A 19,833-nucleotide genomic window follows, 5' to 3' on the forward strand; every position below is an offset into this window, starting at 1 on the left:
GCGATAAAAAGACCGATGACGGCCTTGCGGTGATACGCGGCCTTAAACGCGACCAAGCGGCTACGGCAGCGCCAGAATGGCGACCGACTGCCCAGAGTAATCACCGGCTTTGACCGTTCCGGTCACGCCGAGCGTTGAAGTGACCGGCAACGTGATGCCGCTCGTGTCGGCAGTGAACGGATACCCCTGATTGCCCAACACGCCATTGATGCGCAGCGTGCTGTAGACGCCCGAGTTGTTGCCCAGATCCAAACGGCCGCTGCTGCCGGTGCGGATATACATGACAATATTCATCTTCTGCGAACACACCACCCGCAGACTGCCGCGCGCGGTATTACCCGCCAGTTCAGTGTCCTGCAGCACGCCATGGTTCAAATCGAGCTGCTGCTCATCAATGCCGCACACCCCGACCGGCGGCGGCGCGATGCCGCAGACGCTGCTGGGCATCAGGCGCGCATTGCTCCCCGTTACCGCGGAACCGGAGCGCGTGTTGTAAAACAACCCGACGCACTCCTGAGTGATCGACTCCCCTACGTGCGAAGTGCTCCCCTGTATCGGCAACGGATAGATGCTTTGATAAAAACGGCTGAGCTCGCCCATCGTCGCCAACTGAGTAATTTGCGGATAACGCGTCGAGCCAACAACGTAGGCAGACGGTGACACCGAAGATGTGCCCCCGGTGTTGGTGCTGGTATGCCGGTGGTTAATGCCGATGGCGCAATTTGCCTGCTGATAGCAGGGATTGGGCGACAGGTCGTCCATATCCCAGCTTTCAAGCACGAACTTATAGCTAGCGTTGGAGGGAGAGCCGGTGCTTTGGGTGACGTACGAATAGATTTGTGCCGAGCACAGCCCCGGCGCCAGGCCAAGCAGTAGAGACATCCATCTGAAGTGAGCACGCTGCATCGCGTCAGGTCCTTATTCTGTTTTACCGAATACCGGGCCGGCCCGGCGTTTATTGATAGTCCAGGTTGAAAGTCGCAATGGCGTTGAACGCGCCGCGACCGATGGTCTTCTTCGCCAGCGCCTCCGGTTCGCCCCGCACATAAGCCTGCACGGCGATCACCGTACTGCCGTTCTGCAACGGGTATTTGCCGCCGGCGCTGTTGAGCGGCAATGGCCGCCCTTGCGCGGTTTCCATGCCGATGGCGATCCCGCTGGCCTCGCTGCTCGCCGCCAGCGCCAACAACCCCGGCAACTGCGGGTTTTCCTCGCCCTTGAAGGTGATCGACACCGTTTTTCCCAGACTCAGATCGCATTCGGACAGCCGCAGCTCGAACGGTTGGCTCAACGTGCGCTGATTCAGGTACAGGTATTTGTCGACCACAGTGCCGAAATCCAGTTGGATATCTTCGTCGCCCGGCTGAATGACACAGGGCTCCGCCACCAGCGCGCCGTGCATATACAGATTGTCCGCCGCTCGCACCATGCCGCTCGCGCCCAGTGAAAACAGCAACAGCCCCGCCGTCGCCCAGCGGCGTCTTGGCGTCATTTTCATACGTGTTCCCTCCTTCACTGGTAGTCAGCCTGCAGGGTCGCCGTGGCGTCGAACGCCCCTTCCGTCAAGGTTTCCCCCGCCTTGCCGACCGGCACCGCTTCCAGCACCGGCGGCTTGAGCGGATCGATGGGCAGCGAACTGCCCACTTTGAATGGCGCGGCATTTTGGTAAATGCGAATGCCCAGATAACGGTGGTTGGTTTGCACCGCCGCCTCATCGAAAGAGGTCGCCGTGCCGTTCAGGCGCAACATCATGTCCCACTTGCCGATCCCCGGCTCGCAGGTAATGCGATAGCCGATGGTTTGCCGGTAATTCACGCCGTCGACCTTATTGATACCGACGCGATCGCCGAAATCCACATCGATCACGCCATCATCGTTGATGGTGCAGGGCGGCGGCTCGATCAGCGTGCCGCGGAACTGCATATCGACCGTTTTTTCCGCCCAGGCGAAGTGGCACACCACGCCGGCGCACAGCAGCACGCTCGCCGTTAAACGCTGTTTCATGCTCTAGCTCCTGCGTTACTGATAGTCCACTTTCATCGTCGCGCCGGCGGTGAATTCGCCCGCCGTCAGTTTGGCAGTGGCCGATTTCACCGGCACCGCCTCAAGCGTCGGCGTGACGGGATAGGTAAAACTCAACCACTGATTGATCGGCCAGCGGCCGCCCCCGTGAAGCAGCGCGATGCCCAGTCCGTCCTGGCTGGTGCGCAACAATTGACCGTCGAAACCGGCCGCCGCCCCCTGAACCTGCAGTTTGAGAGCGTTGCTGCTCTGCCCGTTGCACGTCAGCGTATAGTTCACCGGCCGCCGATAGTTGTTGCCGTCGATCCGGGTGGTCATCACTTCATCGCCGAAATTCACCTCGATAGGCTGCCCACCGTTGATAACGCAGGGAGGGGAAAGCACGGTGACCCGCACGTTCACCAGGGTGTTCGCCTCAGCCGACAGTTGAACCAGCGCCAACAGCCCCGCCAGCCAGAGCGCCGTTCGGCTTCGTTTCATCATCTGCGCCATCTCGCCGCCTCAGTCATAACTCAGCCTAAAATCCACCGCCGCCCGATAAGCGCCGGCCATCAACGGCGCCGCGGTTCGCTCCGGCGCGACGGTGTAGCTCAAGGTATTCTGCCCCGGCGTCAGCATCAGCGGCTCACCGCGGCTGCCCAGGCGAACGTCGCGGCCGCGGCCGTCCAGCAGGCGCAGCCCCAGACCAGACACGCCCTGCGCTTTCACCAACTGTGGGTTGTCCATATCCGCCGGCGCGCCGAAGCTGACGGTCACCGCCGGTTGGTTCGGCGCCCAGGTCAGTGCGCCGGTGCGCGCATCGCGCTGGCTGGTCGAGGCGCGCAGACAATCTTGCAGACGCAGCTCGAACGCCACCGGCAGCCCGCGATCGCCGGCCTGCCGCAAGCGTGCGGTGCCGGTTTCCCCCAGCCAAATATCCTGCCGCGCGCTGGTCATCTCCAACCGACAGGCACTCTCCGTCAGCGCGCCGCGTACCTGCAACACGCCGTTGGCGCCTTCCACCTGCCAGTTGTCGGCCGCGACGGCTTTCGGCAATAGCAGCGGCAACATCAGCGCCAGGCCGCCCATCGCGGCGTAATAGCGCCATTCGCAGCGCTGCGGCAGGCTGTCCTTTTTCAGTTTTCGTTTCATCCTTTGCACCTGAGTCACTCTCCCGTCGATAACGGCCTGAACAGAGGGTTATGAAGCCGGTTTCTTTTCCGGCACCACTTTGCAACTGCCGCCGCTGCAGCTGAAACTGAGCTGCGGCCGGCCGCCATAGTCGTTGATATAGGTCAGCACCGGGCTGCCGCCCAGGGCCGCCGCGCTCACGGTCAGCCGCGCATTGCTCTTGGGCGCGATCATGAAGGGCTCGAAACCCTGCGCGCCTTCGCCGTGCTTTTTGCTCCCGGCATCGACAATGGTGATGTAATAAGGGGTCGGGTTATTGACCTGATAGCCGTCTCCCTGCCGCGTCAGTGTCAGTTGCTCTTGCCACGGCGTCGCCATGTCGGCGCGGCTCGGCACGATCGCCGTCGGCCGGTAAAACAGCTTGATGCGCGTTTGCAGCGCGATCTGCAGCGTGTTCGGTTTGTCGCTCTTCGGCGGGATCTCGCGCAAATTGAAGTAGTACAGGCTCTCGCGATCCTGCGGCAGCTGTTTGGCCGCCGGCAGCGCCTGAATCTTTATCTGGCTCGGTTTGCCCGGCTCGATGCGCTGCACCGGCGGCAGCACCACCAGCGGGCTCTGAATCTTGTTGCCCTGCTCGTCCTCCAGCCAACCCTGCGCCAGATACGGCAGCTGTTTGTTCTGGTTGCTGAGGTTCAGGCTGACCGAGCTCTGGCCGCCGTCAAAGATCACCCGGGTACGATCGAGCGCGATCGCCGCCGATGCCTGCTGCGACATCGCTGTGCTCAACAGGGCGATCGCCGCCGCGGTCTTCAGGGAAATGTTCTGCATGTTGTCGATTACTCCAGATTCAGAATGATGAATTTATTCAGCCGGGGCGAGCGGCCGGCAAGGCAGCAACAATGTGCGCATCAGCATGTCGGCCGGCAGCGAAGACGGCAGCTGTATTTGGCACTGTGCGGCGCCATTCCAGTGGACCGTCATGGTTTCACCGGCGTTGATGCCGCTCAGGTAGACGCTGCCGCCGTCGTTGACGATGCCGGTTTCCTGTTTGCGGGCGTTCAACACCGTAGCGCCGAACGGCGGCGTACTGCCGTCCGCCAGTTTGACGATCGCCATTGCCTTCTCACCGGCGATCACATCGAACTTGCGGTAGCCAATCGCCCCTTCCGTCAGGGTGGCCTGCACCACCGATCGGGTGGCCTCGGCGTTGTCTCCCAGCTTGTTCAGATCGATGCTGGCCTTGTTGCGGTAATAGCTGTTGACGTCCGCCACCACCGCCTTGCCGAAGCGGTTGGTGCTCACGGTGCTGCCGTAGCCGCGCACCGGTACCCCGGCTACGCCGTTGGTGTCCAGCAACAGGCGCGTACCGCCCATAACGGTAGAGCGATGCAGCGCGCCGCCTTCCTGCGTGACGGTCATCCCTCCCTGCGCGGACAGGCCAACGGCGCTGTAGCGCCCGGCCTGATAGCTGGCGTTGGCGCTCAGACGCGCCACGTCGCCCTCGTGGTTGTAGTAGCCGTTCAAATTGGCGCCGCTACGCGCGCTGCCGGCGCTCACCTGATAGTTGTTGTGTTCGTCGACGCGGTTGTAGTACCCCACGCGATGAGTGTTGTCGTTGCGATTCACCGTGGTGTTGTAGCTGAGAGTGGCACCATTGCCCCACGGCATTGACAGCGACAGATACATGCCGTCGTCGTTGGTCTCGTTGTAACGGTTGCGATAAGCCGACAACGACAGGCTCAGGTTTTTGAAGTCGGCGATGTCGAAATAGCGCGACGCCGTCAGGCTGTAACGGTCATTGGCCGGGCGATCCCAATAAGTCTGATGGTTGTAGTTGAGGTAGGTGCTCAACCCCCAGTCGCGGAACTGCTTGTTAAAGGTGATGGTGTACATCTCCTTGTTGTTGCCGACCCGATTACCGTAATAACGCGCGTCGAGGTATTCGCTCATGCTCATGTAGTCTTCTTGCGAGAAACGGTAGCCGGCGAAGGTGACCTGGCTGTCCAACTCATCGAAGGTTTTCGAATAGCTCACCCGGTAAGAACCGCCGCTCAGCGTTTTTTCCTGCTGCGGCAGGCGCGCCCGCGATTGGGTGGCGTCGAACGACAGCGCGCCGAACATCATCAGATCGCGCCCCACGCCCAGCGAAAGGGCGTTATAATCGCCGCCCGCCAACGCGCCGCCATACAACGACCAGCCGTTGCTGATGCCCCATGAGAATTCGCCGGTGCCAAACAGCGGCCCACGAGCGTGGTGTTGCCAGTCGGACGGCTTGCCCGCCGCCAGTTTGAAACGCCACGAGCCCGGGCGGGTCAGATACGGAATGCTGGCGGTGTTCATCTTGAACGCCTGTACGCTGCCGTCCTGTTCTTCCACCCGCACATCCAACTCGCCGGAGATGGCGTCATTGATGTCCTGAATACGGAACGGCCCCGCCGCCACCTGGGTTTCATAAATGACCCGCCCCTGCTGACTGATGGTCACCTTGGCGTTGGTTTTGGCCACGCCGACCACCTCTGGCGCATAGCCGCGCAGGTTGGGCGGCAGCATATTGTCGTCGGAGACCAGACTCGCGCCTGAAAAACGGAAGCTCTCGAAAATGCCCGAATCCAAATAGTCTTCACCCAGCGTCAGGCGCGAACGCAGCGCGGGGATGGCGCGGTAGGCGTAATAGCGGCTCCACTCCAACTTCTTATCGGTAGGCTGCCCGACACCGGTTTGATGGTTAAGCTGCCCCTGCCAGTCGGCGCGAAGACGCCAGGCGCCGAGATTGGCGCCGGCGGTACCGTTGCCGCTGACGCTATACTCGCGAGTGCCCTCCTTTTGCTGATGCCGGCTTTGAGCATTGAGGTTATAGTCGAACAACAACCCCGGAATGCCCTCATCCCAGCGCGACGGCGGATCCCAGTCTTCCGAGCTGTACTCCATATAAGCCTGCGGCACGCTCAGATAGAGCGCAGCCGTCGCAAGATCGCCGCGCGACGCCATGCCTTTCAGGCTGGATTCGTCCAGACACTCACCCTGATGCCACCAGCTGAGCGATCGCATCATCTCTTGCTTCAGCCCCAATTGTTCGACCAACGCTTTGGTGATGCAGGCCCGGCTGCCGTCCGGATCGCTGTCCGGCGGATAAAACGATATTTTTTGCTCCGGCAGTTCGTTTTTATTGATATGAACCACCATGCTGTAACTCCCCGGCATAATGTAGCCGCTGCGGGAAAATTGGCTTAGGTCGATATTTTTCCGATCGTTAACATCCAGAATGTCGGTATTAAATTGAATACCGTCTTCAGCGTAAACACGCGTTGATGAACTTCCCAGTGCCAGCGTGATACATAACCCCAAAACCTGAAATCGAAATAGCTTCCCAGCAGGTGATAACATCATATCCCTAACCTTTATCGTATATTTCCGTCGTTGCGGCCCACCGTAAGCCGTAATAAAAACTTCAGTAATAATCCAGCTTGAAGCGCACCGCAGAAAAATAGCTTCCGGCATGCAGCGGTTGCTTATTGGCAACCAGCTTGATGGAATAGTTGAGCGACATGCTTCCTGGTGAAATATCGCCACGCGGCAAAGGCACACCGGGCGCCGCGATATTCCCTTGGCCATCGGATATTTGCAGCGCCACACCCTTCGCGTCTCCGCGCACGCCGAATAACTCGCCATCGGCATCGCCGTCAAAAACAACCTGGAATTGCTTCCAGTTCGGCAAATTGGGCTTTGGCCGTTCAAACGTGCAGTTGATTAATTCGATGGTGAATGGGCGCGTATTGCCCTGTCCATCGCGCGCAATATTTCCCAGCGGCAACACATCCATATCGATAGTCTGATCGCGACTGCCGGCGGCAATGGCGCAAGCGGTATCGATAATGGCTCCTTGCATATTCACTCGCCCCCATCCCTGAACCTTGGGAGCAGCCTGAGTGGCCGGAATAACTAGCATGGTCATCAATATGCAAGGAGACACTAAATGGTAAATAAACCGGTTCATTGAATACCCCTGACAAATACCCTTCATCCTGGGAAAATGCATGCGGGATATCCCGCATGCATAAAAGACGTCACGCCAATGGCGATGAGACTTATTGGTAAGCCAGTTTGAAATCGGCTACGGCGGTGAAATCACCTGGAACCACGGTGGCGGAAGCGCCGTCACCCTGCAGGTAAGCGGCGAAGCGCAGCGTATTGTTGCCGTCGTTCAACGTCTGAGGAGCCGTTGCGGTGCCCAGTTTGATCGGATTGCTCGCCATGTCGGTAATGGCGATGCTGGCGCCGCTGGCGGTACCGATGATGCCCAGCAGATCAGGGTTCGCGGCGGAAGCCTTGCCGTCAAAAGTGGTGGTGACGGTTTTCAGCGTGGAGGTGTCGCACTGTTCCAGTTTAATATCGAACTGACGCGGCGCTGATTTGCCGCCATTTTTCAGCGCGACATTGGAAATCTGCCCCATTTCCACAGTTTGATCGACCGATTCAGGCGCAATGGAGCAAGGAGCATCAATAATAGAACCGGTAAAAGTCACTTTGCCATGACCCTGATCGGCGGCATTCGCCAGAGAAGACACGCCAAACGCCAGAACAGTTGCCAGCATGATTTTGTTCAGTTTCATAATTCACTTATTCCTTTAATATTGTGTAAAAAGCGCAGGATTGCTCCCGTTCCTTTAACAGCCATTTATACATTCCAGAATGAATAACGGTATTACTCTTCGCCAAAAAGAAAGACGTCGCAATTGTGAAATCGCGACTGTCAATTTATTACCACCCAATTAGGGTTATAAACGAATAGCTAAACAGGCAAAAGAAAAACACGCTTAAATAAAGATCGTCTAAAGACTTACCCTTCAGAGATATTTAAAATAAGTTCCGTCTTACCCGCTCATTTTGGCCTGGTTATTCTTACAAAAACACTCACACCTTGGAAAGCCATTTTAATCAAAACCAATAAATACAAAATATAAGCCCAAAAACCACGAGACGAATATATTTTTGCGAGACAACAGATCGTAAAAGCAATAACACCAGTCAATTGTATCGAAAAACATATTTTCCACGACATTAACGATCGCCATTTTGCTATTTGCGTTATAATGCGCCGACAAAGAGAAGGAATACTTAACGATCCGAACAGGTGAAAACCAGGCTCGGAAGTACACCATGGAGCAAAACAATGAAATACAGCCAATACACACAGCCGGCCGGGCCCCCGGCAACGGCATTCTCCATCCTGCCCCTTGCACGCCGCCGGGTTATAGCGGCGAAAATATCAGGTTCAGACGGCCGTCCGGGAATAGCTCAGGAGCGTCTTGTCGGCAACCGGCACTATTCTCTGACCCATCTTTTACCGCTATATCAAAACTCACCTGAAGTTTAAGGGAGGCTTACATGGCAAAACGCATCTCAAAACAACAAGAATTGCAGAACCTGCAGCAACATTTACTCACGACGCTACACAACCTGTGCCCTTCAGCCAGGGAAACGCCGCCGCCCGGCGAATGGCCCACCACGCGCCAATTGGCCGAGTCCAACGACTTGACGATTTATCAGGCGCGCAATTTGCTGCTGAGCCTGGCGGGCAAGGGAAAAGTGCTGGTCACCCAAGGCCCTGTCAATAACTCACTGCGCTGGTATCCTTCGACTCACCACTCCTGACGACGCCATTTTCTTGCCGGCGGCCGTTCAATCGGCGCCGGCAGTTCCCCGATAATACACGGTTAACCTTTCCTCTCTCGCCTCATCCGCGGATATTTCCACAGCCAGCGCCCGCTGACCATGCGCCAATAGAACAAGGCGCCGCGCACCGCCCAATCGAGGAACATCCCCAACCAGACGCCCACCACGCCCATGCCCAGTTCAATGCCCAGCGCGTAGCCCGCCACCACGCGGCAACCCCACATGCCCAGCATCGTCACCCACATGGCAAAGCGGGCATCGCGCGCGCCTTTCAGCCCGGCAGGCAACACCCAGGAAGCGGCCCAGATCGGCATAAAGGCGGCGTTGAGCCAAATCAGGGTTTTCACCACCGATTTCACGTCATCCTGCGAGGTATAAAACGCGGCGAATACCCCGGCCAGCGGCGCCGTGCCCCAGGCGATGGCGGTTAGCCCAAGGGTAGACAGCCAGAAAATATGGCGCAGCTGCCGCTCCGCCTGGCCGATCTCGCCTTTGCCGAGCCGCCGGCCGACGATGATGGTCGAGGCCGATCCCAACGCGTTGCCCGGCAAGTTGATCAACGAAGCGATGGAGAAGGCGATGAAGTTACCGGCGATCACGTTGGTGCCCATGCCGGCGACGAACATCTGCGTCAACAGCTTGCCGCCGTTGAACAATACCGATTCAACGCTGGCGGGAATGCCGATCCCCAGCACTTCCCACAGGATGCTCATCTTCAGCGGCGTGAAATAGCTTTTCAGCGTGATGTGCAGCGCCGGGTTAAAACCGATCGCCAGCACATAGAGAATGGCGATGGCGCCGATATAGCGGGAAATCGTCAGCCCCAGCCCCGCGCCGACGAAGCCCAGCCCGTGCCAACCCAGCATGCCGTAAATCAGGATGCTGCTGATGATGATATTGAGGATATTCATGCCGCCATTGATCAGCAGCGGGATCTTGGTGTTGCCCGCGCCGCGCAGGGCGCCGCTGCCGATCAGCGCAATCGCCGCCGCCGGGTAGCTCCACACCGTGGTCTGCAGGTAAGAGAGCGCCAGCGCTTTCACTTCCGGCGAGGCCGCGCCGGCGATCACATCGATGATCGGTTCGCCCGCCAGATGAATGCCCGCCGCCAACAGCAGCGCCACGCCGGTCATCAAGACCAGCGACTGACGCGCCGCCGCCCGCGCGCGCCTGCGATCCCGCTTGCCGAGGCTGAAGGCCACCACCACGGTGGTGCCGAGATCCACCGCGGCAAAAAAGGCGATGATCACCATGTTGAAGCTGTCCGCCAGCCCCACCCCGGCCATCGCCTCTTTGCCGAGCCAGCTCACCAGAAAAGTGCTCAGCACCCCCATCAGCAGCACGCAGGCGTTCTCCAGGAAGATCGGCACCGCCAGCGGCGTGATCTCGCGCCAGAACAGCACGCGGTAGCTTTTCCGTTTGGCGTACCAGGGCGTATTTTCCACGCGCTGACGCAGGGCGGCATACAGGTTCAAGGTGGGCTCGGTGGATAAAAGTGAAACATCATTTCAAATGATGATCGATAAATCGTTATCCTGCAAAGAATTTTTGGGCGCCCGTGACGAGCACCCGACAGGCTTGCCGCAACGCTACTCCATGTAGTCTTCCTGATCGGCCTGCGCCGCCGCGATAAAGCGCGCGGTGCTGCGGCTGAGCGTGGCGCATTTATCCGTCAGCAGCTGATTATCCTGTTGCAGAGCCAGATAGCGCGCCTGGGTGAGCGCCGGCAACTGCCGATACCCTGCCGCATGCGTGTCCCAGCCGCGGTGCTGCGCCGTACGCATCGCGGTGCGCTGCAATTTCACATCGTCCGGCACTTCGCTGCGCCCGCACGCCACGCGCAGGAAATGCCCGCCGGCCAGCATCAGAGCGATGTGATCCAACTGCGCCTGCAGCGGCGGCGCCGGTTTATGCGCCGTCTGCTGACAACCCGCAAGCAGCAACGCCACCGCGCCGCAAAGAGAAGTGCGAAACAGAGTAGACATGGGCGCTCCCGGAAACCTGTGGGTGATGCAATGATCTTAGGTGAGCGAATGCCGGGCGGCAAGGCGGGCTACACGCTTAGCGCCGGCCGCTGCTGACCTTGGTGGCGCGGGCGGGGTTGCCGGCGACGAACTCCAGCGTGGGGGAATAGTAAAACGGCAGCCAGGCGTTATAGCCGCTCTCCCACTCCCATTTGACCGGGCAGGGCCACAGCATGTCTTCATGCAGGATGTAATAGATCCACCGCCCGGGCGGACGGCGCGGTTTGCGCGTTTTCATAGCGGGTTCGACGGCCTGATGGAATGCGATAGGGTGAACTGCTGCATTTTACCGCGATTTGGGTCGCGGGGACAGCCTGCGTTGCCGTGCGCAATGCCCGCCGAACCTCGCCCGCTGATTCGGCGTAAAGCCCGCCGTTTTACTGATCCAGAACATCTTTCGCATTCACCTTGCTGATATATTGATTGAAAATCATTCCTATTCAGGAGGAAGGGTCATGGTTAAGTCACTGAATGCGGCATTCACGCGCCTTTTTGATCGCCCGGACGCCGGTAAGTTGGCGCTCAGACTGACCTTCGGCGGGCTGATGCTGTTTCACGGCGTGGCGAAAATTCAGCATGGCGTCGGCTGGATCGCCGATGCGTTACAACAACAGGGGCTGCCCGCCTTCATCGCCTATGGCGTGTATGTAGGGGAGATCCTGGCGCCGATACTGATCGTTTTGGGGCTGTTCACCCGCCCCGCCGCGCTGGTTTACGCCCTCACGCTGGTGGTGGCGTTTCTGATGGTGGGCACCGGCAAGGTGTTTACCGTCACCGACGTCGGCGCCTGGGGCATTGAAAACGAACTGGTGTTCTTTATGGGTGGGGTCGTCATCCTGCTGCTGGGCAGCGGGAAATACGCGATCGCGCGCAATGAAGCCTATCGGTAAGCGGCACTGTAAAGGAGGTTCCTGATTCGAACCTCCTTTTTGCATGCCTAAGGTTTGGCAAGCAGCGTGTTCGCCATGAAAGACAGTAAGGCGGTCGATTGAGGGTAGGCTGCACGGTTCTCGGTAACCTCGCGATCAAACCGCCAGTTCATGATGTAAACCACAGGCGCATTGGGATATTGGTTAATAAAATCCCAATACAGTTGAATTTGCGCGTGCAGTTGCTGGTCGTTCATTCCTAACGATGCCGTGGAAGGCGGTACCAACACCCACTTTTGTCCGGCTGCGCTTATCGGCGCCAGGCGGTTGTAGGTACTCCACATATCCGCCACCGACCAGTTGTAGTTATCCACCCCAACCCAATCGGGCGTGCTTTTTACGTTGGCCGGACACGCGGTCGCAGGCGCGCCCTGCTGTATTTCACGGATCCATTCGGCGTTGTTGGCATGCCGGTAGGACAAGATGGTGTAGATGGGGATCGCGACGCCATACTGCTGCATGGCCTGCCGCAGGGTGCAAACATAGCTTGAATATTGGTAAGCGTCGTATTTCCCCGCGGTCTGTAACGCGGGAACGTCGAACGGCTCATCGATAAAATAAATGGCACCGGGCTTATGTTTGGCTTCGGCGATCTTTTTCACCGCCGTCCAAATGGCGTTCCAGGAACCCGCGGCCTGACAACTGCCGTTCGAGTCTGCGCCAGGGCAGATATCGATAAACGGCGATCCCGAGACCGCACCCGAACCAGCCTGAATGTTCACGGCGCAGGTGCCACCGGCGCAAACGGGCAGATTGAGGCTTGCCAACGTGTGCACCACGTTCAGATTGGTCATACTGAAGCCGGTGCCGGTAATCGCCTTAAGCGCCTCTGTGGCGCTGAAAGACGGCGTGGCAGTTTCATAAAAGTCCAGCCAGTCATAGCCGTAATACTTGATATTGGCGTTGGGGCCCGCCGCCAGAGCGTTGGCGCCGATCAGGCGCCAGCACAGCAGTGCAAAACGTTTCAGCATACTCTTCTCCTTCAAACCCTCGTCGATGTTAGCCAAAGGTGGGCGGCAAACGGCGCCGACCACCGGAAACACCATCGTGACACCGGCTATCGACGATGGCCCGCCGTCTGTGTTGTGCCGCTGCAGAACGAACGCTGAGTCAGGTTTGAGGAATACGTCGCGTCGGTTTTCTTGCCGAACGGCGAGGAGATGCGGGTAAAAAAAGGATCGTAGAAGAGCCAGGCGGAGACCGGCGGGAATCAAGCCTCATAATATAAACCGCCGGCTATCGGCCATTAACTTTCGGCCAGGCGGTACACCGGGACCTTGCGCGTCGTGCCGGTCAGGGTGTCGAAGATCTCGGTTTCCGCCGTCACGATCGCCATGCCGGTTTTTCTTAGCCTGCGCACCTCGGCGGCAATGCGCTGGATGCCGAACCAGAACAATCCATCCAGCGCCGTTACCGGCAGCCCCTGCTCCAGCGCCAGCTTGAGCCGCTCACGCGGCGCTTTGAGCGCCTTGGCGATTTCCCGGTAAGGCAGCGCGTCCACGCCCGACGCCGAGGTTCGATGAATACGGGTCGACAGGCCGTACTGAAAGGCCTCCGGCACGCCGCTCAAATCGCTTTTCAGGCTGTAGACACAGCCGAAACGCTTGCCGTTGAACACCACATTTTTTTGACTTATCGACAGCTCATCGCGCAGGCCGGCGATCAGCTGCGGCGCCCGCACCAGCAATAAGCGAAACGGCAATTCGAAACTGGTCACATAGTCCACGTTGAGCAGCGCAATGCGCAGACGCTCTTCCGCCCCGGCCTGCGTCTCGCGGCACTCGTTCAGCACCTCACGCCACTGGTGCGCAAGCCGCGGGGCCTCATCCAGCGGCGCGAAATGGTATTTCTCGATGTGATAGTCGATTTTCTCGTTCATGTCCGTTGGCCCCCGCGTCAGTCATCTTTGCCAACAGCAAATTACCTTACCCGCAGGCAACAGTACAACACCGCATGACTCACCTGGCGCGGTAAAAAACCGGCGTTAACTCCGGCAGGGGCCCAAAGTTCAAGATTAGTCGTGCAACAGCAGCGATATCTCTTCGGCGGCCGAGCGCAATAAAGGCAAGTGGTGCTGATACAAACGCTCTGCGGAAACCTGGCTGGCATGCACACCGACGTTCAACGCCGCGGCGATACGGCCGTCCGGCGTGGTGAGCGGCACCGCCAGTGAACGCAGGCCAATCTCCAGTTCCTGATCGTTGATGGCATATCCCTGCTGACGCACGCGCGCCAGCTCTTCCCGCAATGCGCTAACGCTCACCAGGGTATGGCTGGTGTAACGCAGTTGCGTCAGCCGCGCCAAATAGTCATTCAACGGCTCATTGGCAAGCCCGCTCAGCAGAACCCGCCCCATCGACGTCGTGCTGGCAGGTAAGCGACTGCCGACGTGCAAATCGATGGTCATGATCCGCGAAGTCGATGCGCGGGCGATATAAAGAATGTCATCACCGTCCAATATGGCCATGGAACAGGACTCATTGAGCGTCTGGCTGAGTTGCCTCAACACCGGCTGCGCGGCGTTGGCCAACGGCGAAGCCGCCAGCCAGTTATGGCCCAGCGACAAGACGCGCGGGCGCAGCTCAAAATTCTTGCCGTCTTCCGCGTACACAAAGCCCAGCTTACTCAGGGTGTAAAGGCAGCGGCGCACCGCCGCGCGCGGAATGCCGGTACGCTGGCTAATCTGCGATACCGACATCAGCCGCCGCTGCGGCGTAAAAGCCTGCAGAACTTCCAATCCTCGCGCCAAAGAGGCCATAAAGTCGGGATCCCCCTTCCAGGGATCGGTGCTGCTGCGCGTAATTTCCTGTCCTTTTTCCATTCTCGTTACCCCGCTGTCTGCCTGAAATTTCGGTGTGCCGACGATCACAGCCTGCGAACCTTTGTTAAACAATAGCCGATAATCGCACACTTTTTCGATAATCGGTATTGTTTGCCTGAAAGGGACGATCTACTTTTCCCATTGACGATAGACACTCCCCCGGCGGGCATCGAACAAAAGGAACAACAGATGATCGATAAAAGTGTGGCCACCCTGGAAGATGCCGTGTCCATCATTCCGGACGGCGCGAGCATCATGATTGGCGGCTTTGGCCCCGCGGGACAGCCGCTGGAACTGATCGATGCGCTGATTGAACGCGGTGCCCGCGAGCTGACGGTAATCAGCAATAACGCCGGCAACGGCGACAGCGGCCTCGCGGCGCTGCTCAAGACCGGCTGTGTGCGAAAGATGATTTGCTCCTTCCCGCGCCAGGCCGATTCGTGGGTCTTCGACGATCTTTATCGCCGCGGCGCGATCGAACTGGAACTGGTGCCTCAGGGCAACCTGGCGGCCCGCATGCAGGCCGCCGGCAGCGGGTTGGGCGGCATTTTCACCCCAACCGCCTTTGGCACGCCGCTGGCGCAAGGCAAAGAAACGCGTGAAATCGACGGGCGTCATTACGTGTTTGAAACGCCCTTGAAGGCGGATTTCGCCTTGATAAAGGCCCATCGGGGTGACCGCTGGGGCAATCTGGTTTACCGCAAAGCGGCGCGTAATTTTGGCCCGGTGATGGCGATGGCCGCCGCCACGACGATAGCGCAGGTCGCTGAATTGGTGCCGTTGGGCGCACTGGATCCGGAAAACGTGATAACGCCGGGCATCTTCGTCCAGCGCCTGGTGGCGGTGGCGCGCCCCGCGACCTTTTCCCTCTCTGCCTGAGGAGTAGAACATGCAAAAATTAACCCGCGACCAATTAGCCCAACGGGTGGCGCGCGATATTCCGGAAGGCGCCTACGTCAACCTCGGAATAGGGCTGCCGACCCGCATCGCTAACTACCTGCCCGCCGACAAAGAAGTGATTCTGCACAGCGAAAACGGCCTGCTCGGCATGGGGCCATCACCCGCGCCGGGCGAAGAAGATCCGGAACTCATCAACGCCGGCAAAGAGCTGGTGACCTTGCTGCCCGGCGGCAGTTATTTCCATCACGCCGACTCTTTTACCATGATGCGCGGCGGCCATCTCGATATCTGCGTGATGGGGGCGTATCAGGTCTCGGCTGCCGGCGATCTGGCCAACTGGAGCACCGGCGCCGAAGACGCGATCCCGGCGGTGGGCGGCGCCATGGATCTGGCCATCGGCGCGCGCAAAGTCTATGTGATGATGGACTACCTGACCAAGACCGGCGAATGCAAGCTGGTGGAACAGTGCAGCTACCCGTTGACCGGGTTGGCCTGCGTCAGCCGCATCTATTCGGATATGGCAATCATTGATATCACCCCGGACGGCCCGCAGGTGCTGGAGCTGTGTCCGGGGCTCACCTTTGACGCGCTGCAAGCGTTAACCCCGATACGTTTACTGCAATCTGACCTGATCCCCGCTTGAGGAAATCGCCATGCAACAGGCTTTAATCTGCGATGCCGTTCGTACGCCCTTTGGCCGTTACGGCGGCGCATTATCCGCGCTGCGCGCCGACGATTTGGCCGCTCTGCCCCTGAAGGCGCTGCTTGCCAGGCTGCCGCAGCTGGATCCCCAGGCCATTGATGACGTTATTCTGGGGTGCGCCAACCAGGCCGGTGAAGACAACCGCAACGTGGCGCGAATGGCGCTGCTGCTGGCCGGATTGCCGCACTCCGTGCCGGGCACCACCCACAATCGCCTGTGCGGTTCGGGATTGGACGCGGTAGGGATGGCGGCGCGCGCCATTAAATGCGGCGAAGCGGAGGTCATCATCGCGGGCGGCGTGGAAAGCATGTCGCGCGCACCCTTTGTCACCGGCAAAGCGGACAGCGCCTTCAGCCGATCGCTGAAAATGGAAGATACGACGATGGGATGGCGCTTTATCAACCCGCAAATGCGCGCTCAGTTCGGTGTCGAAACCATGCCTGAAACCGCCGAAAATGTGGCTCGCGAATTCGCCGTCAGCCGCGCCGATCAAGACGCCTTTGCATTGCGCAGCCAACAACGCACCGCCCGCGCTCAGGAGCTGGGCCTGTTTGATGAGGAACTGATCGCCGTCAACATTCCGCAACGCAAAGGCGAACCGCTCAACTTGGTTCGCGACGAACATCCCCGCAGCACCTCTTTGGCCGCGCTGTCCGCACTGAAGGGCGTCGTACACGCCGAGGGGAGCGTCACCGCCGGCAACGCCTCGGGCATCAACGACGGGGCCAGCGCCCTGCTCATTGCCAGCGAACGCGCGGCGGTGCAGTATGGACTCGCCCCGCTGGCGCGGGTGGTCGCCATGTCCGCCTGCGGCGTAGAGCCGCGCATCATGGGTTACGGGCCGGTTCCCGCGGTCCGCAAGGTACTGGCGCAAACCGGTTTGAGCCTGGCGCAAATGGACGTCATCGAGTTGAATGAGGCCTTTGCCGCCCAGGCGCTGGCCGTGATGCGCGCCCTGGGGTTACCGGATGATGCGGCACAGGTCAACCCTAACGGCGGCGCCATCGCGCTGGGCCATCCTCTGGGCGCATCCGGCGGCAGGCTGGCTATGACCGCCGCTTATCAGCTGCGTCGCACCGGCGGGCGCTTTGCCCTGTGCACCATGTGCGTAGGTGTTGGGCAGGGCGTCGCCTTGATTCTGGAACGGATATAACCAATGTCACTCTATAGCGCAATGTTTATGACGTCGCCATTAACGCCCTGCTTCAGCGATACGGCCCTGCTACAGGGCATGCTCGATTTCGAAGCCGGCCTGGCGCAAGCCCTGGCATCTGCAGGGATTATCGATGACGAGTCTGCTCGAATCATACGCAGCCACTGCCGGGCGGAAAAACTCGACGCCGCCGCGCTGGCGCAGTCCGCCGGATTGGCGGGCAACTTAGCGATTCCGCTCGTCAAACAGTTGACGGCGCTGGTGGCTCAACGCTCGCCGGACGCGGCGCGCTTCGTTCACTGGGGGGCAACCAGTCAGGATGCGATTGACAGCGGGCTGGTGCTGCAACTGCGCAGCGCGCTCAGCCAAACCGACACGCTGCTCAATCATCTGATTGCGGCGCTGACGGCGCAATGTCGGCGCCATAGCGCAACGTTAATGGTCGGCCGCACCTGGCTGCAACACGCGTTACCCACGACGCTGGGGCTGAAGCTGGCCGGCACGCTGGACGCCTTGCTGCGCTTTCGGGTTCGTCTGGCTGAGATGCGGCCACGCGTGCTGGCGCTGCAATTCGGCGGTGCCGCCGGCACGCTCGCCTCATTCGGCGAGCAGGGAGAACGCGTCGAGCAGGCGCTGGCGGAAGCGCTGGCGCTGCCGCGCAGCGCCACGCCGTGGCATACCCAACGCGACCGGTTGCTGGAACTGGCCGGCTGGTATGCCGGACTCACGGGCACGCTCGGCAAGCTGGCGCGTGACATGTCGCTGTTGATGCAAACCGAGGTCGCTGAAATCAGCGAACCTTCGGCTCCGGGTCGCGGCGGCTCCTCCACCATGCCGCATAAGCGTAATCCGGTACTCTGCGCCGCCATCCTCAGCGCGGCTAACCGCTTGCCTGCGCTGATGGCGGGATTGTATGCCGGCCAGGTGCAGGAGCACGAACGCGCGCTGGGAGGCTGGCAGGCCGAGTGGCAAAGCCTGCCGCAGCTCCTGGTGCTGAGCGGAGCGGCAATGGCGCAAAGCCTTGACCTCGTTAACGGCCTGGAGGTGCATGAAGCGGCGATGCGGCGCAATCTGGCGCTGACGCAGGGGCAGATCATGGCTGAATCGGTTTCCCTGGCCTTAGCCCCTCTTCTCGGCCGCCAGCAGGCGCACCAGCATATCGCGCAATGTTGCCGCCAGGCTCAGGCAACGCAGCAATCCCTGTTAACCCTGCTGTGCGCCGATGCGGAAGTCTCTTCCCGACTCAGCCGGGAAGCTCTGGAGACGTTGCTCGATCCGGCCAATGCCACAGGCAGCGCACAGCGTTTCATTCAACAAGTTCTGGCATCGGCCGAAAAGGAGCAATGATGTTGAATTATGTCCTGGAAGGGCCCGAAAACGCCCCGGTCATTCTGTTCAGCAACTCGCTGGGGACGTCATTGGCAATGTGGCAACCGCAGCGCGACGCGCTCATCTCCCACTATCGCATTCTGCGCTACGACGTTGCCGGCCACGGCGCATCGCCGCCCGGTGAACAACCCGGATCGCTGGCGCTGCTGGGCAGACAGGTGCTGTCATTGCTGGACGCTCTGGCGATTGAGCGCGTCCATTTTTGCGGTATCTCCATGGGGGGGTTAACGGGATTATGGCTGGCGCGTTTTCATCCCGAGCGCTTGCTGACGTTGACCATCGCCAATAGCGCAGCAAAAATTGGAACGGCGGCGAATTGGCGACAACGCGCCGCGCAAGTGCGTCAGTCGGGGATGTCCGCCGTCAGCGATGGCGCAGCATCACGCTGGTTCACGCCGGCATTTTGCCAATCCGCCCCCGCCAGGGTGCAAGCATTATTGAATCAGCTGACGGCCTGCGATCCCAACAGCTATGCCGCTTGCTGCGAAGCATTGGCAAACGCCGATTTACGCGCCGAGCTGGAAGGGATCCTCGTGCCGACGCTGATTATCGCCGGACATGACGACGCGGTAACCACCGTCGATGATGCCAAAGCGTTAGTGGCGGGCATTCCCGGCGCTCAATGCGTCATCTTGCCCGCCTCTCACCTTTCCAGCGTCGAGGCCTGGCGGGCATTCAATCGCACTTTCCGGGCCTTTTTGGATGAACAGCTCACGCAGCGGCAACGCTATCAGCAAGGCATGACGGTGCGCAGAGCCGTATTGGGCGATGAACATGTCGATAATACCCTCGCGGCGCTGTCGCCGTTCAACGAGGAATTTCAACATTTCATCACTCGCTACGCCTGGGGGGAAATGTGGACGCGTCCGGGTCTGTCGCGCCATACCCGCAGCCTGATCACCATCGCGATGTTGATCGCCTTGAATCGCGAAGCTGAACTGAAAATGCATATACGAGCCGCCTTCAACAACGGCGTCACGCGCGAAGAGCTCAAAGAAGTCCTGATGCATGCGGCGCTTTACTGCGGCCTGCCCGCCTCGAACGCCGCCTTTCATTTGGCGCAATCCGTCTTTGCCGAACACGATGCCGGGCAGCCACCGGTCGAATAG

General features: G+C 59.7%; 22 protein-coding genes. 7 read left to right on the forward strand and 15 right to left on the reverse strand.

The features are described 5' to 3' along the window. Positions 1 to 60 precede the first annotated feature (60 nt). The 9 genes from ACJ8PI_RS11330 to ACJ8PI_RS11370 form a co-directional block, all read right to left on the reverse strand. Positions 61 to 882, reverse strand: a complete 822-nt coding sequence (locus ACJ8PI_RS11330) for an MrpH family fimbial adhesin (protein ID WP_223181969.1) — start codon at positions 880 to 882, stop codon at positions 61 to 63. Between the two features lie 73 nt (positions 883 to 955). Then, positions 956 to 1,498, reverse strand: coding sequence for a fimbrial protein (locus tag ACJ8PI_RS11335; protein WP_371317395.1), 543 nt, complete (start codon positions 1,496 to 1,498; stop codon positions 956 to 958). 14 nt (positions 1,499 to 1,512) lie between these two features. Then, a complete protein-coding gene (locus ACJ8PI_RS11340; protein ID WP_050438937.1) occupies positions 1,513 to 2,004 on the reverse strand; it encodes a fimbrial protein in 492 nt (163 codons plus the stop codon). A gap of 15 nt (positions 2,005 to 2,019) precedes the next feature. Beyond that, entirely contained in the window at positions 2,020 to 2,502 is a 483-nt protein-coding gene (locus ACJ8PI_RS11345) for a fimbrial protein (protein WP_039567081.1), read from the reverse strand. A gap of 21 nt (positions 2,503 to 2,523) precedes the next feature. Next, positions 2,524 to 3,153, reverse strand: a complete 630-nt coding sequence (locus tag ACJ8PI_RS11350) for a fimbrial protein (protein WP_194243208.1) — start codon at positions 3,151 to 3,153, stop codon at positions 2,524 to 2,526. Positions 3,154 to 3,201: 48 nt separating this feature from the next. Then, positions 3,202 to 3,960, reverse strand: coding sequence for a fimbria/pilus periplasmic chaperone (locus ACJ8PI_RS11355; protein WP_033635126.1), 759 nt, complete (start codon positions 3,958 to 3,960; stop codon positions 3,202 to 3,204). Positions 3,961 to 3,993: 33 nt separating this feature from the next. Next, positions 3,994 to 6,519, reverse strand: coding sequence for an outer membrane usher protein (locus tag ACJ8PI_RS11360; RefSeq protein ID WP_079656597.1), 2,526 nt, complete (start codon positions 6,517 to 6,519; stop codon positions 3,994 to 3,996). 61 nt (positions 6,520 to 6,580) lie between these two features. Beyond that, the gene (locus tag ACJ8PI_RS11365; protein ID WP_033647884.1) at positions 6,581 to 7,126 is read right to left on the reverse strand and encodes a fimbrial protein; all 546 of its coding nucleotides are present in this window, start codon (positions 7,124 to 7,126) and stop codon (positions 6,581 to 6,583) included. Positions 7,127 to 7,217: 91 nt separating this feature from the next. Beyond that, the gene (locus tag ACJ8PI_RS11370; RefSeq protein WP_033635129.1) at positions 7,218 to 7,742 is read right to left on the reverse strand and encodes a fimbrial protein; all 525 of its coding nucleotides are present in this window, start codon (positions 7,740 to 7,742) and stop codon (positions 7,218 to 7,220) included. Between the two features lie 775 nt (positions 7,743 to 8,517). Between ACJ8PI_RS11370 and ACJ8PI_RS11375 the strand changes: the two genes are divergently transcribed. After that, a complete protein-coding gene (locus tag ACJ8PI_RS11375; protein ID WP_164134312.1) occupies positions 8,518 to 8,784 on the forward strand; it encodes a hypothetical protein in 267 nt (88 codons plus the stop codon). A 62-nt stretch (positions 8,785 to 8,846) separates the two neighbouring features. On the opposite strand, the gene ACJ8PI_RS11380 is transcribed toward ACJ8PI_RS11375, so the two are convergent. From ACJ8PI_RS11380 to ACJ8PI_RS11390, 3 genes are all read right to left on the reverse strand, one after another. Next, positions 8,847 to 10,280 carry an EmmdR/YeeO family multidrug/toxin efflux MATE transporter gene (locus ACJ8PI_RS11380; protein ID WP_033653553.1) on the reverse strand — a complete coding sequence of 478 codons (1,434 nt, stop codon included), beginning with the start codon at positions 10,278 to 10,280 and terminating at the stop codon, positions 8,847 to 8,849. A gap of 114 nt (positions 10,281 to 10,394) precedes the next feature. Next, a complete protein-coding gene (gene gspS, locus ACJ8PI_RS11385) occupies positions 10,395 to 10,790 on the reverse strand; it encodes a type II secretion system pilot lipoprotein GspS (protein WP_033653552.1) in 396 nt (131 codons plus the stop codon). Between the two features lie 76 nt (positions 10,791 to 10,866). Then, positions 10,867 to 11,067, reverse strand: coding sequence for a hypothetical protein (locus tag ACJ8PI_RS11390; RefSeq protein WP_015378375.1), 201 nt, complete (start codon positions 11,065 to 11,067; stop codon positions 10,867 to 10,869). Between the two features lie 217 nt (positions 11,068 to 11,284). Here ACJ8PI_RS11390 and ACJ8PI_RS11395 point away from each other — a divergent pair, with 217 nt between their 5' ends. Continuing rightward, positions 11,285 to 11,719, forward strand: a complete 435-nt coding sequence (locus ACJ8PI_RS11395) for a DoxX family protein (RefSeq protein WP_033635133.1) — start codon at positions 11,285 to 11,287, stop codon at positions 11,717 to 11,719. A gap of 47 nt (positions 11,720 to 11,766) precedes the next feature. On the opposite strand, the gene ACJ8PI_RS11400 is transcribed toward ACJ8PI_RS11395, so the two are convergent. The 3 genes from ACJ8PI_RS11400 to ACJ8PI_RS11410 all read right to left on the reverse strand — a co-directional run bounded on the left by ACJ8PI_RS11400 (position 11,767) and on the right by ACJ8PI_RS11410 (position 14,579). Beyond that, positions 11,767 to 12,729, reverse strand: coding sequence for a hypothetical protein (locus tag ACJ8PI_RS11400; RefSeq protein WP_442528114.1), 963 nt, complete (start codon positions 12,727 to 12,729; stop codon positions 11,767 to 11,769). Positions 12,730 to 13,004: 275 nt separating this feature from the next. After that, the gene (locus ACJ8PI_RS11405) at positions 13,005 to 13,637 is read right to left on the reverse strand and encodes a helix-turn-helix domain-containing protein (RefSeq protein WP_049234659.1); all 633 of its coding nucleotides are present in this window, start codon (positions 13,635 to 13,637) and stop codon (positions 13,005 to 13,007) included. 135 nt (positions 13,638 to 13,772) lie between these two features. Then, the gene (locus ACJ8PI_RS11410; protein ID WP_164134311.1) at positions 13,773 to 14,579 is read right to left on the reverse strand and encodes an IclR family transcriptional regulator domain-containing protein; all 807 of its coding nucleotides are present in this window, start codon (positions 14,577 to 14,579) and stop codon (positions 13,773 to 13,775) included. A 189-nt stretch (positions 14,580 to 14,768) separates the two neighbouring features. Here ACJ8PI_RS11410 and ACJ8PI_RS11415 point away from each other — a divergent pair, with 189 nt between their 5' ends. The 5 genes from ACJ8PI_RS11415 to pcaDC are packed head-to-tail and all read left to right on the forward strand — an operon-like array spanning position 14,769 to position 19,833. Continuing rightward, entirely contained in the window at positions 14,769 to 15,458 is a 690-nt protein-coding gene (locus ACJ8PI_RS11415) for a 3-oxoacid CoA-transferase subunit A (protein WP_033647888.1), read from the forward strand. A gap of 10 nt (positions 15,459 to 15,468) precedes the next feature. Beyond that, complete coding sequence (locus ACJ8PI_RS11420; RefSeq protein WP_033647889.1) at positions 15,469 to 16,122, forward strand: 3-oxoacid CoA-transferase subunit B; 654 nt, start codon at positions 15,469 to 15,471, stop codon at positions 16,120 to 16,122. A 10-nt stretch (positions 16,123 to 16,132) separates the two neighbouring features. Next, positions 16,133 to 17,335, forward strand: coding sequence for a 3-oxoadipyl-CoA thiolase (pcaF, locus tag ACJ8PI_RS11425; protein WP_101455511.1), 1,203 nt, complete (start codon positions 16,133 to 16,135; stop codon positions 17,333 to 17,335). A 3-nt stretch (positions 17,336 to 17,338) separates the two neighbouring features. Then, positions 17,339 to 18,682 carry a 3-carboxy-cis,cis-muconate cycloisomerase gene (locus ACJ8PI_RS11430; protein WP_164134310.1) on the forward strand — a complete coding sequence of 448 codons (1,344 nt, stop codon included), beginning with the start codon at positions 17,339 to 17,341 and terminating at the stop codon, positions 18,680 to 18,682. After that, a complete protein-coding gene (gene pcaDC, locus ACJ8PI_RS11435) occupies positions 18,679 to 19,833 on the forward strand; it encodes a bifunctional 3-oxoadipate enol-lactonase/4-carboxymuconolactone decarboxylase PcaDC (RefSeq protein ID WP_049234654.1) in 1,155 nt (384 codons plus the stop codon). Before ACJ8PI_RS11430 ends, pcaDC begins: the two co-directional genes overlap by 4 nt.

This window comes from Serratia sp. CY82433 (genome assembly GCF_052166535.1).
Classification (GTDB): Bacteria; Pseudomonadota; Gammaproteobacteria; order Enterobacterales; family Enterobacteriaceae; genus Serratia; species Serratia sarumanii.

Bases quoted from the DNA above. Each gene is read 5' to 3' on its own strand.
- ACJ8PI_RS11365 (WP_033647884.1), bottom strand. From the start codon at position 7,126: ATGAACCGGTTTATTTACCATTTAGTGTCTCCTTGCATATTGATGACC.
- ACJ8PI_RS11420 (WP_033647889.1), top strand. From the start codon at position 15,469: ATGCAAAAATTAACCCGCGACCAATTAGCCCAACGGGTGGCGCGCGAT.
- ACJ8PI_RS11340 (WP_050438937.1), bottom strand. From the start codon at position 2,004: ATGAAACAGCGTTTAACGGCGAGCGTGCTGCTGTGCGCCGGCGTGGTG.
- ACJ8PI_RS11335 (WP_371317395.1), bottom strand. From the start codon at position 1,498: ATGAAAATGACGCCAAGACGCCGCTGGGCGACGGCGGGGCTGTTGCTG.
- ACJ8PI_RS11405 (WP_049234659.1), bottom strand. From the start codon at position 13,637: ATGAACGAGAAAATCGACTATCACATCGAGAAATACCATTTCGCGCCG.
- ACJ8PI_RS11330 (WP_223181969.1), bottom strand. From the start codon at position 882: ATGTCTCTACTGCTTGGCCTGGCGCCGGGGCTGTGCTCGGCACAAATC.
- ACJ8PI_RS11370 (WP_033635129.1), bottom strand. From the start codon at position 7,742: ATGAAACTGAACAAAATCATGCTGGCAACTGTTCTGGCGTTTGGCGTG.
- ACJ8PI_RS11375 (WP_164134312.1), top strand. From the start codon at position 8,518: ATGGCAAAACGCATCTCAAAACAACAAGAATTGCAGAACCTGCAGCAA.
- pcaDC (WP_049234654.1), top strand. From the start codon at position 18,679: ATGATGTTGAATTATGTCCTGGAAGGGCCCGAAAACGCCCCGGTCATT.
- ACJ8PI_RS11415 (WP_033647888.1), top strand. From the start codon at position 14,769: ATGATCGATAAAAGTGTGGCCACCCTGGAAGATGCCGTGTCCATCATT.
- ACJ8PI_RS11350 (WP_194243208.1), bottom strand. From the start codon at position 3,153: ATGAAACGAAAACTGAAAAAGGACAGCCTGCCGCAGCGCTGCGAATGG.
- ACJ8PI_RS11400 (WP_442528114.1), bottom strand. From the start codon at position 12,729: ATGCTGAAACGTTTTGCACTGCTGTGCTGGCGCCTGATCGGCGCCAAC.
- ACJ8PI_RS11430 (WP_164134310.1), top strand. From the start codon at position 17,339: ATGTCACTCTATAGCGCAATGTTTATGACGTCGCCATTAACGCCCTGC.
- pcaF (WP_101455511.1), top strand. From the start codon at position 16,133: ATGCAACAGGCTTTAATCTGCGATGCCGTTCGTACGCCCTTTGGCCGT.
- ACJ8PI_RS11390 (WP_015378375.1), bottom strand. From the start codon at position 11,067: ATGAAAACGCGCAAACCGCGCCGTCCGCCCGGGCGGTGGATCTATTAC.
- gspS (WP_033653552.1), bottom strand. From the start codon at position 10,790: ATGTCTACTCTGTTTCGCACTTCTCTTTGCGGCGCGGTGGCGTTGCTG.
- ACJ8PI_RS11410 (WP_164134311.1), bottom strand. From the start codon at position 14,579: ATGGAAAAAGGACAGGAAATTACGCGCAGCAGCACCGATCCCTGGAAG.
- ACJ8PI_RS11395 (WP_033635133.1), top strand. From the start codon at position 11,285: ATGGTTAAGTCACTGAATGCGGCATTCACGCGCCTTTTTGATCGCCCG.
- ACJ8PI_RS11345 (WP_039567081.1), bottom strand. From the start codon at position 2,502: ATGAAACGAAGCCGAACGGCGCTCTGGCTGGCGGGGCTGTTGGCGCTG.
- ACJ8PI_RS11360 (WP_079656597.1), bottom strand. From the start codon at position 6,519: ATGATGTTATCACCTGCTGGGAAGCTATTTCGATTTCAGGTTTTGGGG.
- ACJ8PI_RS11355 (WP_033635126.1), bottom strand. From the start codon at position 3,960: ATGCAGAACATTTCCCTGAAGACCGCGGCGGCGATCGCCCTGTTGAGC.